The following is a 16,542-nucleotide window of genomic DNA, read 5'->3' as shown; positions in this document are numbered from 1 at the left end:
TGCCACACAGGACGGGGGTCGTGTGCACGCATCGACGCAGCAGCGAGCGGCGGACCATCGGCCGTACTTCTTTCTGAGCTACGCGCATACACCGGGGTACGGCGGTGGATCGGACCCAGACATGTGGGTCGAACGGTTATTCCAAGATCTCTGCGGTCATGTGATGGCGATGACCAACCTGCCCGCCGGCGCGCCCGCCGGGTTCATGGACCGGGAGATACGCTCCGGCGAGGGCTGGTCGGAGCGGCTGGGCAGTGTGCTCGCGAACTGCCGGGTCTTCGTCCCGCTGTTCTCACCGCGCTACTTCGCGAGCGAGATGTGCGGCAAGGAGTGGTACGCCTTCGAACAGCGTGCCATTCACCACCGGGCGCGGTCGAATCAGCCCGCCGAGGCGATCGTGCCCGCGCTATGGGTGCCGGTGCCGCCGGCCCAACTCCCGGGCCCAGCTGAGCGGTTACAGTTCAATCACCGGGATTTCGGGGACCGTTACGTCAGTGACGGGCTCTACGGGCTGATCAAACTCACGCTGTTCGCCCAGGATTACGAACAGGCCGTCTATCACCTGGCCAAACGCATCGTCCACGTCGCGGACACCGTGCGGATCGGTTCGGGCAGGCCACTCGACTTCCGCCTCGTCCCCAGCGCATTCGGCGCACCGGGCAGTGGCGCGGGCGCCCCGAGGCCCATGCGGATCACCATTGCCGCGCCCACCCGCCATGACCTGCCGGAAGGCCGGAACCCGGAGTACTACGGCGACAATCCACAGGAGTGGAACCCCTACCACCCCGCTTCCGCCAGACCGCTGGCCTATGTGGCCGAAGAGCTGGTGCGCTCCCTCAACTACCAGGCGATCATCACGCCGTTCGACGAGGAGCCCGGACAGCGGGAAGGGAAACAGCCGCCCAGCACCCCCGAGATCCTCCTGGTCGACCGCTGGGCGCTGCAGGACGAGGACCTGAGGCGGCGGCTCGCCGCCTTCGACGCGGAGAACCGGCCCTGGGTGACCATGGTCGTGCCGTGGTGCAGGGAAGACCACCAGAGCAGGGCGGCCGAGGCCGAACTCGCCGACAAACTCGAGCAGACGATGCCCGTCAAGATGCGGCAGGGGCGGGCCTTCTGCCGTGTCGCGGCCAAGGGGGTGCCCAGTATGGAAGCGTTCGGCCAGATCCTTCCCCAAGTGGTCGAGGTGGCTGCCCAGCAGTACCTCAGGCATGCCACGGTCTACCCACCGGCGGGTGGGCGCCACAGTGAACGGACGCGACTCATGGGGCCCATAAGCAACACCCAGTTCATACCCGACATGCACGACCCTGCGACGGATGCGGAGGACGTATGACAGCCGGTCGTGACGGGCGCATCGTCACTTTCTACTCGTACAAGGGCGGCACGGGGCGCACCATGGCCCTGGCCAACACCGCCTGGATCCTCGCCGCCAACGGCAAACGGGTGCTGGCCGTCGACTGGGACCTGGAAGCCCCGGGACTCCACCGCTTCTTCCACCCCTTCCTGGACCCCTCGACACTCGGGGCGACCACCGGCGTTATCGACCTGATCACCGAATTCGCCTGGGCGGCGACCAACCCCGCCCAGAGGGCCGACGACTGGCACCGGGACTACGCCCGCATCCAGCCGCACGCGGTCTCGCTCACACCCGAAGCGCTCGGCTGGGAGTTCCCGCGGGGCGGCACCCTCGACTTCGTCTCCGCAGGCCGGCAGAACCGCGAGTACTCAGCGACCGTCTCCACCTTCGACTGGGACAACTTCTACGACCGGCTCGGCGGCGGCCACTTCTTCGACGCCCTGCGGGACGACATGAAGGCCAACTACGACTACATCCTCATCGACAGCCGTACGGGCCTCAGCGACATCGCCGACATCTGCACCGTCCACCTTCCGGACGTACTCGTCGACTGCTTCACCCTCAGCGACCAGTCCATCGACGGTGCGGCATCCGTCGCACGGCAGATCGCCGAGCGCTACACCGGCCGCCCCATCTCGATCTTCCCCGTCCCGATGCGCATCGACGAGGGCGAGAAGGAGAAGGCCGACGCCGGCCGGGCGCTGGCCCGGCTGAAGTTCGACCGGCTGCCCCGTGACCTGTCGGGCGACGAGCTCACCACCTACTGGGGTGCCGTGGAGATCCCCTACCGCCCCTACTACGCGTACGAGGAAACTCTCGCCACCTTCGGGGACGAGGCAGGGCTCAGCAATTCCCTGCTGTCCGCCTTCGAACGCCTCACCGCGGTCGTCACCCAGCAGGAGGTCACCGCGATGCCTCCCGTGGGAGAGGAGGCGCGACTGCGCATCCGTGACGCGTTCACCCGGCGCAGGCCCGCGCTGCCCGCCGATCTCTTCCTCAGCTACGTGGCGGAGAACCGCATGTGGGCCGACTGGGTCGAATCGGTCCTCACCCGGGCGGGGTTCCGGGTGGTCCCGCGCGACGTCTCGGCCGACCCGGGCCCGCTGGAGGCCGCGCACTCCGTGCCCGAGACCGCGGCGCGGACGGTCGTGCTCCTCTCCAGCGCCTACCTCAAGTCCCAGCGTGCCGTGGACCTCTGGGAGCGGGCGGTCTCCGAGGACCCCGGTGGCGGGCGGCGTCAGCTGCTGCCGCTCAGGATCAGCGATGTCCGGCTCTCCGCGCCGTACATCGACCGCAACCCGGTGGACCTGTTCAGGCTCGACGAGGTCCACGCCACCACCGCGCTGATGCGTGCCCTGGACCGGCCGGTGCAGCTCGGCGACGGTGCGTCACCAGGACCCCGTTTCCCCGGCACCGTGCCCCGGATCTGGAACGCGCCACCCCGCAACCCCGGGTTCACCGGCCGCTCCCTGGTCCTGGAGCGGATGCGCGACCAGCTCGGCGGCGGAATGGCCGTCGTACTGCCACAGCCGCAGACCCTGTACGGCCTGGGCGGCGTGGGCAAGACCCAGGTCGCCCTGGAGTACGTGCACCGCTTCATGGCCGACTACGACCTGGTGTGGTGGATATCGTCCGAGCAGACCGACGACGTGATCGCGGGACTCGCGGAACTGGCCGTGCGGCTCGGGGCCCAGGGCGGCGACGACATGGCCGCCGCCTCGCAGGAGGCCGTCGATCTGCTGCGCCGTGGTGTGCCGTCGGACCGGTGGCTGCTCGTCTTCGACAACGCCGACGACCCGGAACGGCTCAGGCGCTACTTCCCCCAGGGCGGCTCCGGCCACATCCTGGTCACGTCCCGGAACCAGGCGTGGTCCCAGCACGGTGACGCGTTGCCCGTCGACGTCTTCCTGCGCGAGGAGTCGATCGAGCACCTCCAGCGCCGGGCGCCCGGGCTCAGTGCGGAGGACGCCGCTCAGGTCGCCACCGCCGTCGGTGACCTGCCGCTCGCCGTCGAACAGGCGGCTGCCTGGATCGCGGAGACCGCCACCCCCATCGACACCTATCTGGAGCAGCTGGCCCAGCAGGCCCCCGAGGTCCTTGCGCTGAACCAGCCGGCCGGCTACCCCCAGCCCGTCGCGGCCACGTGGAACATCTCCATCGAACGCCTCAAGGAGCGCTCGCCCGCCGCGGTGCGGCTGCTCCAGCTCTGCGCGTTCTTCGCACCCGAACCGATCTCCGCGAACCTCCTCTACAGCAAGGAGATGATCGAGGCGCTGAAGCCCTACGACTCGTCGCTCCAGGAGAAGCTGGTCCTGGGCCGTGTCATCCGGGAGATCGGCCGCTTCGCCCTGGCCAAGGTCGACCAGGTGTCGAACTCCATCCAGGTCCACCGCTTGGTGCAGGCGGTCATCAGGGCCCAGCTCAGCGACGAGGAGCAGGCGGAGGCCAGGCACGTCGTCCACCGCATCCTGGCGGGTGCCCGGCCCGACGACACCGAACCGATCGACAACCCGGAGAACTGGCCGCGCTTCGCCACCATCTGGCCCCACCTGGGCCCGTCGGACGCGCGCAACTGCAGGGACCACGAGACCCGCAGGCTGCTGATCGACCGGGTGCGCTACCTCTGGAAGCGCGGCGACGTGCGGACGGCGGGGACACTGGGGGAGGAACTGCGCGAGACATGGCTGGACATGCTGGGGGAACGGGACATCCAGTACCTGTACCTCTGCTTCCACCTCTCCAACATCCTGCGCACCCGCGGCCGGTACGTGGAGGCGAAGGAGCTCGACGAGTTCACCCTGCGGCTGCAGAGGGAGGTCCTGGGGCCGGAGCACCCGCACACGTACATGACCACCAGCGGACTGGCCATCGATCTGGGTCTGCTCGGTGACTACGGGCGGGCGATCGAGCTGGCGACCGAAGCCCATGACGGCTTCAACCAGATCTTCCACGAGAGGCACGCCCGGACGCTGGCGGCGGCGAACAACCTCGCTCTGAACCTGCGGAGCGTCGGGCAGTACGCCCGGGCACGGGAGATCGACCAGGACTGCTACGACCTGCGGTCCGAGGTGCTGGGCCAGGAGCATCCGCACAGCCTCTCGTCCGCGCTGAACCTGGCGCGTGACCTGCGCGAGGTCGGACGCTACGAGGACTCCGTCGGGCTGCTCAGCCGTACGTACGACAGTCTCAAGGCGACCCTCGGCCGGACCTACCCCACCACGCTCAGTGCCGCCAAGAGCCTGGCGGTCTCGCTGCGCAGGGCGGGGCAGCTGGAGGACGCGCGCAGGCTGACGGTGGCGACCCGGGCCAGGTACCGGGCGAAGTACACCGCGGCCAACCCCGAGTCGCTCGCCTGTGATCTCAACATGGCGGCCGACCTGTTCGCGGCGGGGGAGGCAGTCGAGGCCAGGGACACCGCGCAGGAGGTCGTGGACCAGTACATGAAGGTGCCGGGCGAGCAGCATCCGTACACCCTGGCCGCGCAGAACAATCTCGGCGTCTATCTCTCGGGGGCGGGCGCGCCACTGGAGGCGGAGAAGCTGCTGACGCGGGTGGTGGCCTCCATGCGCGAGGTGTTCGGGCGGGAGCACCCGAACACGCTGTTCTCCGTGATGAACCTGGCCAACGCCACGGCCGACCGGGGCGGGCTGGAGATCGTGCTGGAGACGGAGCGTACGGTGGCCGGCCAGCTCAGGGAGGTCCTCGGGGCGCACCACCCGGAGACCCTGGCCATGACCTCGAACATCGCGGTCACGCTCGACGCGATGGGACGCAAGGACGAGGCTCTGAGGATGCGGGCGGAGACGGGCGACGAGCTGGCACGCCAGCTCGGTGACGATCATCCGCTGACCCGGATAGCGAGGGACGAGCGGAGGTTCCGGCGCGAGCTGGAGCCGATGTCGGTGTGACCCGGAGTGCTCCGGGCTCCGGATATCCGGGGCCCGAAGCACCATCCACGGTCAGCAGACCGCCGCTTCCCGGTCGTCCAGCAGCCAGTTGAGCACGTCGGGCAGCACGGACAGGGCGTCGAAGTGCGCAGCCGCCGGCTCCAGCACGGTGGTGGCGCCCGGGATCTGGCTCGCCAGCCAGCGGGAGTGACCGACGGGTGAGAACACGTCCTTCACCCCGTGCCACAGCATCACAGGACATGTGATGTCGGCGGGGTCGAACCCCCACGGCCGGGAGAAGGCGAGCGCGTCGTCGATCCAGCCGTACGCCGAGGTGCGCAGCCCTTCGCGGAAGTTGGCGAGCAGCATCGTACGGATCCCGGCGTCGTTGACCACCACACGGTCGGAGTCGGTCAGCTCCGTTCGCAGGTCGTCCAGGAGCCGGACCGGATTCTGCCGGATCTCCGCCGAGCGGCTGATGAAGGATTCCGCCAGTCCGTCCGGGTCCGCCGACGCCCTGGAGTACGCGAGCACGTTCGAAGCGGCCATCCCGTCGAACCAGTCGAGCCCTTCGGCATCCGGGGGAGCCAGGCTGACCAGGGCGGCGCTACGGGTGACCCGCTCGGGCATCAGCGCGGCGCAGGCCAGAGCGTGCGGAGCGCCGCCCGAGCGGCCCACCACGGCGAAGCGCTCCAGCCCGAAGGAGTCGGCTATCGCCCGTACGTCCTCGGCGACGTCCATCACCCGCCGCCCCGGCAGCCGGTCGGAACCGCCGTACCCCGGACGGTCGTAGGCGATCAGCTGCATGTTCCGCTGATAGAGGACCATCCCGCGCGGAGCGGGACCCAGCCGGCTGCCCGGCATCCCGTGCAGGAGGAACACCGGTCTGCCTCGGGGGTCCCCCTGACGCTCGACCATCAGATGCCGTCCGTCCGCCACGCGCACCCGACTTCGCACGCCGCCCCTCCGCTCGGTCACCCCGCTCGGTCCGGGCACCAACTGCCCGGCGCGCACTGCCTGTTCGATGATGACCTATCGGAGGCGATACCGGCACTCCTTGTCGGAACGAGCCGGTGGTGTTCGGGACGTTCGGAAGCATTCGGGGGTGTTCGGCTTCGGGTGCGCCCTCCACGGCATCCGGACTCCAGGGGCCATTACAGGACAGGACTAGTCCTCACCCGTTGCCGAGGGGCCGTTGCACCGGGTGTTCGCAATCGGAACCGACGTGGCGCGACGTCCGGCTTGTGTGCGCGTCGCGGGTGAACGGTCGTCGTCGTGTGTGCGTCCGGAAGTCGACCTTGTGTGCCATCGGCCGCATCGGAATAGTGGGCGCCCCATCCTCCGTGTTCCGGACACCCCACTTGTCCGTACACGGCCCCACAGGAGGTCGAAGTTGAAGCACCGACGCATACCCAGGAAGCGCGTGGCCCTGGCCGGATCGGCCGTCCTCGCCCTGGTCGCGGCAGGAGTCACGTTCCAGACCGCGAACGCCAGTGACGACGTACCCCGGTTCACCCCGCGTACCCTCAGCGCGCACGCGGCCGGAAATCTCGCCACCACCCTGGACAAGACCCTGGGCGGTGACACCGCGGGCGCGTACTACGACGCGAAGGCCGACAACCTCGTCGTCAACGTCGTCGACGAGGCGGCTGCCGAGCAGGTCCGCCAGGCGGGCGGCAAGGCCAGACTGGTGGAGCACACGCTCGCCGAGCTGACGGACGCCCGGCAGACCCTCGCGGACAAGGCCACCGTCCCCGGTACCTCCTGGGCTGTCGACCCGGTCAGCAACAAGGTGGTCGTCACCGCCGACCGTACGGTCGACGGCGCGGCCTGGGACAAGCTCGGCGCAGTGGTCGAAGTACTCGGCTCCAAGGCCGAACTGAAGAAGACCGCAGGGGAGTTCAAGCCCCTCATCGCGGGCGGCGACGCCATCTGGGGCGGCACCGGACGCTGCTCGCTCGGCTTCAACGTGGTCAAGGACGGCGAGCCGTACTTCCTGACCGCCGGTCACTGCACCGAGGGGATCACCAGCTGGTCCGACTCGCAGGGCGGCGCGGAGATCGGTGCCAACGAGGGCTCCAGCTTCCCGGACAACGACTACGGCCTGGTCAAGTACACGTCCGACGTGGAGCACCCCAGCGAGGTGGACCTCTACGACGGCTCCACCCAGGCGATCACCAAGGCGGGCGACGCGACCGTCGGTATGTCGGTGACCCGCAGCGGCTCCACCACCCAGGTCCACGACGGTGAGGTCACAGCACTGGACGCCACGGTCAACTACGGCAACGGCGACATCGTCAACGGCCTCATCCAGACCACGGTCTGCGCCGAGCCGGGCGACAGCGGCGGCTCGCTCTTCTCGGGCGACACCGCGCTCGGCCTGACCTCGGGCGGCAGCGGCGACTGCTCCGCCGGCGGCGAGACGTTCTTCCAGCCGGTGCCCGAGGCGCTGGCTGCCTACGGCGCCGAGATCGGCTGATCTCTCGTCATCGGTACGCGAGCCCGCCCCCTCGCAGGAGGGGGCGGGCTCGTCGCCGATGACCGGAGCGCTCGGCGCGGGGACCGCGGAGGCGGACGGCGCGTCCCCCGCCGCGAGGCGGTCGCTCATGCCGCCCGCGAACTGCTCGCCGAGGCACCTGCCGTTGTCGGTGACCGCGTGGGCCGTCTCCGTCTTCGTCGCCGCCCGGCCGCACGCCGCGCACGCGGGCGGAAGCTCTGTCCGGTACCGGGTGTGATCGATACACCGTCGTGGGCATCGATGGCACGCGTACGCCTGGCATCGAGTCCGTTCTTCCAGGGTGGCCGAGCAGTGTACGGACGCCCCGAGATCCGGTGTCCCGGGGGCGTCCAGGCGCTGCCGGCGATCCGCGACGGTTGGTCACGGCAGTGCCCGATGCCCCGGCCATCGGGCCGGACCCGGCTGGGCCTGCCGCAACAGCAGGCCCAGCCATCTGGTCCAGTCGCTCCGTCCCACCCGGACGACGGTCAGGCGGCCCGGGCCGGTCCGTCGGTCTTCGCCCCGGCCGGTGCCACGCCGAAGATGTCCACGGCGTGGTAATACGTCCATGCCGTGCTGTTGCACGAGGTCAGCTTGGCGCCGGAGTATGCGGAACACACGCGTTTGAGGTCCGAGTAGAACGCGGAGTCGATGCGGGACTTGTTCGAGGGGAACGTGCCCGCGGCCTTGTAGTTGCGGTAGCCGAAGTCATGCCGGGCGCAGGCCGTCTGGAAGGGGAAGCCGAACGGGTTGTCGGGCGAGGTGCTGCAGTAGTCCGTCGACCAGTTGAAGCCGTATGCGGCCCATGCCCCCTGGTTGTTGCGGGCGGCGTTCCACGCGTTGTAGCTGGAGGCGCTCGTCTGGGTCCAGGAGCTGAGGACCTGCGGCTTGTCCGACGGAGCAGCCGATGCGGACGCTGCGGGTACCAGGGCGAGCGGGAGCGACACAGCGAGTGCGGCGAGCGGGACGGTGAATCGGCGACGCATGAGCAACCTCCGTTGAGTGATGGGGGGGGTTGTGCCGGCCGTGCTCCTCGCGGGTCTCGCGAGGCCGCTCCAAGAATGACGTCATGTACCTGCCATGCATAGTGGCTTCGTCAGTTGGTCTCCAAGAGTTCCGCCGCAGCTCCTGTGCCGGTCAGGCGCGGGTACCCAAGGGGGAGGAGCCGGGAGCCTTCAGTGGGTGCCGGGCGGCCGGCGGTCGCGGCGTGCCGCCCCGGAAATCCCTGGCGCGCGCCCCGGGTGCGCATCTAGGATGCCGCGCATGCACTTCCACCAGATCTACGGCTGACACCGGACGGGGCCGCGCCCCGCTCCCGTCCCGCGACCCGTGCGCGCTCCCCGGCAGGCTGTTGCCGGACGGCGGCGCGCCGGTCCGGTGTGTCCTTCTCGCCGTAGACCTGAAATGAGTGATTCCGCATGTCCCGTCGCCGTACCCACATCGCGATGATCGGCATTCCCGCCGTCAGTCACGTCCTGCCGAGCCTCGAGATCGTGCGTGAGCTGGTGGCGCGCGGCCATCGGGTGACGTATGCCAACGCCCCCTCGGTGGCCGGGCTGATCACGGACACCGGCGCCGAATTCGTCCCGTACGGTTCGGTCCTGCCGGTCGCCGACAACGACTGGCCCGACGACCCGATCGCCGCGATGGACATCTTCCTCGACGACGCCGTCCAGGCCCTGCCGCAGCTCCGTGCCGCGTACGACCAGGACAGGGCGGATCTGTACCTGTACGACATCGGCGCCTACGCCGCGCGCGCCCTCGCCGAGTCGCAGGGCCGGCCCGTCCTCCAGCTCTCCCCGACCTTCGTGGCCTGGGAGGGCTACGAGCACCAGGACATGGCCGCGCAGGTGCGGGCGCTGCCGGGCGCCGACGCGTACCGCGCGAAGTTCGCGCGGTGGCTCGCCGTGTCGGGGGCGTCCACCACGGACGTGGATGCCTTCTCCGGCCGGCCTGCCAGGGCCCTGGCGATGATCCCGAGGGCCATGCAGCCGCACGCGGACCATGTCGACCCCGACGTGGTGACGTTCGTCGGCCCCTGCTTCGGCTCCCGTGCGGACCGGGACGGCTGGACCCGGCCGGCCGACGCCGAGAACGTGCTGCTGATCTCCCTGGGCTCGGCGTACACGAAGCAGCCGGAGTTCTATCGCCGGTGCCTGGAGGCCTACGGCGACCTGACGGGCTGGCACGTCGTCCTCCAGATCGGGAAGCACACGGACCCCGGCGAGCTCGGCGACATCCCGGGCAATGTCGAGGTGCACTCCTGGGTGCCCCAACTGGCGATCCTGGAACAGGCCGACGCGTTCGTCACCCACGCGGGGATGGGCGGCAGCAGTGAAGGGCTGTACACCGGGGTTCCCATGATCGCCGTCCCGCAGGGCGCCGAGCAGTTCATGAACGCGGACCGGCTGGTCGGCCTGGGCGTGGCCCGTCGCATCGACACGGCGGACGCCACCGCCGTGTCCCTGCGCACCGCGCTCACCGAGCTCGTCGCCGACCCTGATGTCGCCCGGGCCTCGGCGCGGCTCCGCGCCGAGGCCCGGGCCGAGGGCGGTACGGGGCGGGCGGCCGGCCTCATCGAGGGGATGCTGCCTCCGGCTTCCGGTCTCTGACCGGCCTCGGCACAGGGGCGGGGAGGGCCGTCACCCTGCGCGGCGTCGGGTCCGGCCTCGAAGGCGCCGCGCGGGCACGCGTTCCCCGTCCCCGTGCCGACGCGTGTTCCCCGTCCCTGTGCCGGGCGCGTGTTCCCCGTCCCTGTGCCGGGCGCGTGTTCCCCGTCCCTGTGCCGGGCGCGTGTTCCCCGTCCCTGTGCCGGGCACGCGCTACCCGTGCCACTGCCCGGCTCCCGGTGATTCACGGGCGCCGTGCTCCCACGGTCCTGACCTCAGCCGACGGCCGAGCTCCCGCCCGGGGCGGCAGTCGCCCGCCGGGTCTCCTCCTTGTCCCGGCGGCGCATCGACAGGAGCAGGGTCAGGGCCGTGCCGACGACCGCCCAGGCGGAGAGCACCAGCAGGGGGCCGGTGACCGCGTTGCCCCTGAAGTAAGCGATCGAGCGGGCCACCCAGGTGCCCGCGCCCGGTGGCAGCGCGGGGCCGATCGCCCGCCAGAAGTCCGGGAGCATCGGCAGCGGGAAGGCGCCGCCCGCGCTCGGGTTGCCCGCGATCACGATGAGCAGGACGGCGAGGCCGATGCCGACGATTCCGGTGAGCGCCTCCAGTGCGAGCGTGATCATGCCGACCGCGAAGACGACCAGGGCGCCCAGACCTGCCAGCGCCCACACGCTGCCCGGGAGTGCTCCGAGGACCGGTCCGATGATGACGGCGCCGCCGATCCCGCCCGCGATCGAGTACAGCGCCATGACCGCCGTGCGGATCACCGCGCGCTGCCGGTTGGCGGGCTTGGTGCCCGCGCTGATCGCCAGGATCGAGGCGCAGAGGTAGCCGCCGACGCACCAGCCCACGACCAGGTAGAACGAGGAGAGGCCGTCGAAGTCGTCCGGGGAGGCGGGGGCCACGTCCACGGTCCGTACCGTGCGCTGCTGAGGCCCCTCCGCCTCCTTGATGATCTTTGTCAGTGAGGTGGCCAGCACGGTTCCGCCGCCGGAGGCGACGAGCACGGTGTCGGTCGACCCGCGGGGGCTGACGATCAGGGCCCCGTCGATGTCCCGGTTCTCGATCTGCCGGCGGGCCTCGGCCTCGTCGGACACCGCGCGTGGATCGAGCGGACCGCCCGGCAGGCCGTCCAGCTGGGTGACGAGCTGCCCGGACACCTGCTGCGGGGCGACGACCCCGAAGGGGACGTCCGTCGGGTCGGGCCTGTGCAGCGCGCCGACGTAGGAGGCGATGAACAGCAGCTGCAGCGCCAGTACGCCGACGACCAGCAGGGCGGCCCGTGCGGTGACGGCGTTCTTCACCTCGTCAGCGAAAGTCATGCCCCCACCGTCCGGGCGGGGCGATGTTCGCGCAGGCGGGGCGGGCCGAATGGCGGAGAAGCGGGAGAAGCGGCCTCAAGGTGGCCGCGCTCTCGGTTATCGTACGAACGTTCGAAACTTGGTCTATGGTGGAGAGCGAGGGGGTGGTGAGTACGGATCGGTCCAGGAGGTGCGGATGCCCGGGTTCACGCATCTGCGTACCGTTTCCGGGTTCTCCCTGCGGTACGGGGCATCACACCCGGAGCAGCTGGCCGAGCGCGCCGCCGAACGGGGGATGGACGCCCTCGCGCTGACCGACCGCGACAGCCTCGCGGGCGCGGTCCGCTTCGCCAGGGCCTGCGAGAAGGCCGGGATACGGCCGCTCTTCGGGGCCGAGCTCGCGGTGGCTCGGCAGGTGGCGGGGGAGGGGCGTACGCACAGGCCCCGTACGCCGGTCCGCGGAGGTGCCTTTGTCGATGAATCCGCACCCCGGGCCACCTTCCTCGCCCGGGACGGCGCCCGTGGCTGGGCCGAACTGTGCCGGCTGGTCAGCGCCGCCCACGCCCCGGACACGGGGGCTCCGGACACCCCGGGCCCCGGACAGCCCCTGCTCGCCCGGTCCGCGCTGCCCGCGGAAGGGCTCACCGTGCTGCTCGGCCCCGCCTCCGAGGTGGGCGCGGCACTCGCCGCGGGCCGGCCCGACCGGGCCGCCGTGCTGCTCGCCCCCTGGCGCGAGATCTACGGCGACGCCCTGCGCCTCGAAGCCGTCCACCACGGCCGCGAGGGCACCGGCCCCGGGTCGCTCCGGCTCGCCGCCCGTACCGTCGGCTTCGCCGCCGAGCAGGGGGTGCGGGCCGTGCTGACCAACGCCGTCCGGTACGCCGACCCGGGGCAGGGGCCCGTCGCCGACGTACTCGACTCGGCCCGCCGGCTCGTCCCCGTCGACCCGCGCCGTTCCCCCCTCGACACCGGGGAGCGCTGGCTCAAGGACGCCCGTGCGATGGAGGAGACCGCCGGGCGGATCACCACCTCGGCGGGGCTCGGGCGGGACGCGGGGCGGCTGCTGCTCGCGGAGACCCGGCGCACCGCCGACGCCTGCCGCGTCGACCCGGCGGACGACCTGGGCCTCGGCAGTGTCCACTTCCCCGAGCCGCACCTCGTCGGGGCCGGGCGGCGCACCGCCCAGCGGGTGCTGGCCTCCCGCGCCGCCGCGGGCATGGTGCGGCACGGCTACGACCGCCGGCGCGACTACTGGGAGCGGATGCACCGTGAGCTGGACATCATCGCCCACCACGGCTTCGCCTCCTACTTCCTGACGGTCGCCCAGGTCGTCGACGACGTGAAGGGGATGGGCATACGCGTCGCCGCGCGCGGCTCCGGGGCCGGCTCCCTGGTCAACCACCTGCTCGGGATCGCCCACGCCGACCCGGTCGAACACGGGCTGCTCATGGAGCGCTTCCTGTCCGAGCGGCGCTTCGTGCTGCCCGACATCGACATCGACGTCGAGTCCGCCCGCCGTCTCGACGTCTACCGCGCGATCATCGGCCGCTTCGGCGCCGAGCGGGTCGCGACCGTCTCCATGCCCGAGACCTACCGGGTGCGCCACGCCATCCGCGACGTCGGCGCCGCGCTCTCCATGGACCCGGCCGAGACCGACCGGCTCGCCAAGGCCTTCCCGCACATCCGGGCCAGGGATGCCCGCGCCGCGATGGAGGAACTCCCCGAACTGCGCGCCGTGGCAGGACAGAAGGAGAAGTACGGCCGGCTCTGGGACCTGGTGGAGTCGCTGGACGCCCTGCCGCGCGGCATCGCCATGCACCCGTGCGGGGTGCTCCTCTCGGACGACTCGCTGCTGCGGCGCACCCCGGTCATGCCCACCAGCGGCGAGGGTTTCCCGATGTCCCAGTTCGACAAGGACGACGTGGAGCACCTCGGGCTGCTCAAGCTCGACGTGCTCGGCGTGCGGATGCAGTCGGCGATGGCGCACGCGGTGACCGAGGTGAAGCGGGCCTCGGGGCGGGAGGTCGACCTGGACGCCGTGCCGCAGGGCGACCCGGAGACGTACCGGCTCATCAGGAGCGCCGAGACGCTCGGCTGCTTCCAGATCGAGTCGCCGGGCCAGCGCGACCTGGTCGGCCGGCTCCAGCCCGCCACCTTCCACGACCTGGTGGTCGACATCTCGCTGTTCCGGCCGGGTCCGGTCGCCGCCGACATGGTGCGGCCGTTCATCGAGGCCAGGCACGGCCGCGCGCCCGTGCGCTATCCCCACCCCGACCTGGAAGGAGCGCTGCGCGACACCTACGGGGTGGTCGTCTTCCACGAGCAGATCATCGAGATGGTGAACATCATGACCGGCTGCGGGCGCGGCGAGGCCGACCGGGTGCGGCGCGGGCTCTCCGACCCCGAGTCGCAGGCCCGGATCAGGGTCTGGTTCGCACAGCAGGCGGCGCGGAGGAAGTACGGCGCCGAGGTGATCGCCCGCGCCTGGGAGATCATCGAGGCGTTCGGGAGCTACGGCTTCTGCAAGGCGCACGCGGTCGCCTTCGCCGTGCCGACGTACCAGTCGGCCTGGCTCAAGGCGCACCACCCGGCGGCCTTCTACGCGGGGCTGCTCACCCACGACCCCGGGATGTATCCGAAACGGCTGCTGCTCGCGGACGCGCGCCGGCGCGGTGTGCCGGTGCTGCCGCTGGACGTGAACCGGTCGGCAGCCGCCCACCGGATCGAACTGGTGTCTGGCGACAACAGTGATAAATGGGGATTGCGGCTGGCCCTCTCGGACGTCCACGGCATCAGTGAGGCCGAGGTCGCCCGGATCGAGGCCGGGCAGCCCTACACCTCGCTGCTGGACTTCTGGCAGCGGGCCAGGCCCGGAAAGCCCGCCGCCGAACGGCTGGCCCAGGTCGGCGCGCTGGACGCCTTCGGCGCCAACCGCCGGGACCTGCTGCTGCACCTGTCCGAACTCCACCGCGCCCAGCGGGGTTCCGGGGCCAAGGGGAACGGCGCCCAGCTCCCGCTCGGCGACGGGCACCGGACCGGCACCATCGGCCTGCCCGACCTCAACGACGCCGAACGCCTCAGCGCCGAGCTCGGCGTCCTCAGCATGGACGTGTCGCGCCACCTGATGGGCGATCACCACGCCTTCCTGGAGGAGCTCGGCGCGGTCTCCGCGAAGCGGCTGCGGGAAGCCGGACACGGGGAGACCGTGCTGGTCGCGGGTGCCAAGGCGGCCACCCAGACCCCGCCGGTCCGCTCCGGGCGCCGAGTCATCTTCACCACCCTGGACGACGGGACGGGCCTGGTCGACCTCGCCTTCTTCGACGACAGCCACGCCGCCTGCGCGCACACCGTCTTCCACTCCTGGCTGCTGCTCGTGCGCGGGGTGGTCCAGCGGCGCGGCCCGCGCAGCATGAGCGTGGTCGGATCGGCCGCCTGGAACCTGGCGGAGCTGGCCGAACTCCGGCGCACCGGCGGTCTCGACGCGGTCGCGGCACGGCTGGCGGAGGTGCCCGCCGCACAGGGGGAAGAGGAGGGGGAGGAGGAGCCCGGCCGCCGTATCCAGCTGGAGACCGGCTACGAGATGAACCCCTGGGCCGATCTCCAGCCGGCCGGCGAGGGGAAGCCCACCGGAAGGAAGCTGTGGCACCAGAGCCAGGGGAGCGCGGGATGAACGACCAGCCGGCCGTCCTGTGTCTGCGGTTCCGCCGGATCGGCGGAGGACTTCCGGACGGCGCCGCCTACGAGGGACTGCTCGCCCTCCTCGGGGCGTTCACCCCGGTCGTGGAAGCGGCCCCGCCCGGCGCCGCGCTCGCCGATGTCAGCGGCGCGCTGCGCTACTTCGGACAGGACGCGGCGGGCCTGGCCTCCGTGATCCGGGTGCGCGCCCTCGCCCTGCACGGCGTGGACTGCGCGATCGGGGCGGCCTCCAACCCCATGCTGGCCAGGATGGCCGCACGGCAGGCGACGGCCGGAACCACCTTCCTCGTGCCCCCCGGTGAGCACGCCGGCTTCCTCGCGTCCAAGCCCGCCGCCGCGCTGGACGGTGTCGGGGCGGCGACCGCGCGCACCCTGTGCGGATACGGGCTCGACTCCATCGGCCGGATAGCCGCCGCGCCGCTCGCCACCCTGCAGCGCATCACCGGCGTACGGACCGGACGCGAACTGTGGGAACGGGCCAACGGCATCGACCGCACGAGGGTCGTCCCGAACGCGGCCGCCCGGTCGATCGCCGCCGAACGCTCCTTCCCCCGCGACGAACTGGACCCGGAGCAGCACCGCCGCGCGCTGCTCTCGCTCACCGAGGAGCTGGGGGCCAGGATGCGCGTCGACGGGCAGGTGTGCCGCTCGCTCGCGGTCTCCCTGCGCTACGCCGACCGGACCGGCTACGCGACTCTGACCCGCAGCCGTACGCTCACGGAGCCCACCGCCCACTCCGCGGCGCTCACCTCGCTCGCCTACCGGATCCAGGACTCGTTCGCTCTCCAGCGGGCCCGGGTGCGGGGGATCGGGCTGCGGGCGGAAGGACTCCACGACGCCGAACGCGCCGCCCACCAGCTCACCTTCGACCCGGTGGACGAACGGGCCCGGCGGATCGAGGCGGTGTCCGACAGGCTGCGGGCCAGGTTCGGTCCGCAGGCCGTGAAGCCGGGGCGGCTCGCGGCCTGACCCCTGTGGTGGCTCGTGGTGCGGCATCGGGGTGACTTGCGGCCTGACCCCTGTGGTGGCTCGTGGCGTGGCATCGGGGTGACTTGCGGTCCGGCCCCGTGGTGCCTCCCGGTCCGGCCCCGGGGCGAGTCCCAGCCTGGCACCAGGGCGCCGGAATCTTTTTACTGACGCGTAACTTCCCCCACGACCTTACCCGTGCGTAATTTGGCATGAGCACGTAGAG

10 protein-coding genes are annotated in these 16,542 nt (G+C 71.2%); 7 read left to right on the top strand and 3 right to left on the bottom strand.

Features of this window, described 5'->3' with window-relative positions:
* Nucleotides 1-22: 22 nt before the first annotated feature.
* Both fsxC and fxsT read left to right on the top strand, forming a co-directional pair.
* On the top strand, nt 23-1,336 hold the full coding sequence (gene fsxC, locus HED23_RS23265; protein ID WP_203185322.1) for an FxsC protein: 1,314 nt from the start codon (nt 23-25) through the stop codon (nt 1,334-1,336).
* Nucleotides 1,333-5,268 carry an FxSxx-COOH system tetratricopeptide repeat protein gene (gene fxsT, locus HED23_RS23260; protein WP_203185321.1) on the top strand — a complete coding sequence of 1,312 codons (3,936 nt, stop codon included), beginning with the start codon at nt 1,333-1,335 and terminating at the stop codon, nt 5,266-5,268. Before fsxC ends, fxsT begins: the two co-directional genes overlap by 4 nt.
* A 51-nt stretch (nt 5,269-5,319) precedes the next feature.
* Here the strand turns inward: fxsT and HED23_RS23255 are convergent, their stop codons facing one another.
* Nucleotides 5,320-6,204, bottom strand: coding sequence for an alpha/beta fold hydrolase (locus tag HED23_RS23255; protein WP_203185320.1), 885 nt, complete (start codon nt 6,202-6,204; stop codon nt 5,320-5,322).
* Between the two features lie 436 nt (nt 6,205-6,640).
* On the opposite strand from HED23_RS23255, the gene HED23_RS23250 reads away from it, so the two are divergent.
* Nucleotides 6,641-7,726 carry a S1 family peptidase gene (locus tag HED23_RS23250; RefSeq protein ID WP_203185319.1) on the top strand — a complete coding sequence of 362 codons (1,086 nt, stop codon included), beginning with the start codon at nt 6,641-6,643 and terminating at the stop codon, nt 7,724-7,726.
* Between the two features lie 58 nt (nt 7,727-7,784).
* The gene (locus tag HED23_RS23245) at nt 7,785-7,982 is read left to right on the top strand and encodes a hypothetical protein (RefSeq protein WP_203185318.1); all 198 of its coding nucleotides are present in this window, start codon (nt 7,785-7,787) and stop codon (nt 7,980-7,982) included.
* Between the two features lie 250 nt (nt 7,983-8,232).
* On the opposite strand, the gene HED23_RS23240 is transcribed toward HED23_RS23245, so the two are convergent.
* A complete protein-coding gene (locus HED23_RS23240) occupies nt 8,233-8,730 on the bottom strand; it encodes a phospholipase (protein WP_203185317.1) in 498 nt (165 codons plus the stop codon).
* A gap of 432 nt (nt 8,731-9,162) precedes the next feature.
* Between HED23_RS23240 and HED23_RS23235 the strand changes: the two genes are divergently transcribed.
* Nucleotides 9,163-10,356, top strand: a complete 1,194-nt coding sequence (locus HED23_RS23235; protein WP_203185316.1) for a macrolide family glycosyltransferase — start codon at nt 9,163-9,165, stop codon at nt 10,354-10,356.
* 272 nt (nt 10,357-10,628) lie between these two features.
* Here the strand turns inward: HED23_RS23235 and HED23_RS23230 are convergent, their stop codons facing one another.
* Nucleotides 10,629-11,675: an ABC transporter permease gene (locus HED23_RS23230; RefSeq protein ID WP_203185315.1), complete on the bottom strand. Its 1,047-nt coding sequence runs from the start codon at nt 11,673-11,675 to the stop codon at nt 10,629-10,631.
* Nucleotides 11,676-11,850: 175 nt separating this feature from the next.
* Between HED23_RS23230 and HED23_RS23225 the strand changes: the two genes are divergently transcribed.
* Both HED23_RS23225 and HED23_RS23220 read left to right on the top strand, forming a co-directional pair.
* A complete protein-coding gene (locus HED23_RS23225; protein ID WP_203185314.1) occupies nt 11,851-15,324 on the top strand; it encodes a DNA polymerase III subunit alpha in 3,474 nt (1,157 codons plus the stop codon).
* Complete coding sequence (locus HED23_RS23220) at nt 15,321-16,319, top strand: DNA polymerase Y family protein (RefSeq protein WP_203185313.1); 999 nt, start codon at nt 15,321-15,323, stop codon at nt 16,317-16,319. Before HED23_RS23225 ends, HED23_RS23220 begins: the two co-directional genes overlap by 4 nt.
* Nucleotides 16,320-16,542 lie beyond the last annotated feature (223 nt).

It is taken from the genome of Streptomyces pratensis (genome assembly GCF_016804005.1).
Classification (GTDB): Bacteria; Actinomycetota; Actinomycetes; order Streptomycetales; family Streptomycetaceae; genus Streptomyces; species Streptomyces pratensis_A.
Note: the sequence above shows the minus strand (reverse complement) of the source record. Positions and strands in the feature narration are given on the sequence as shown.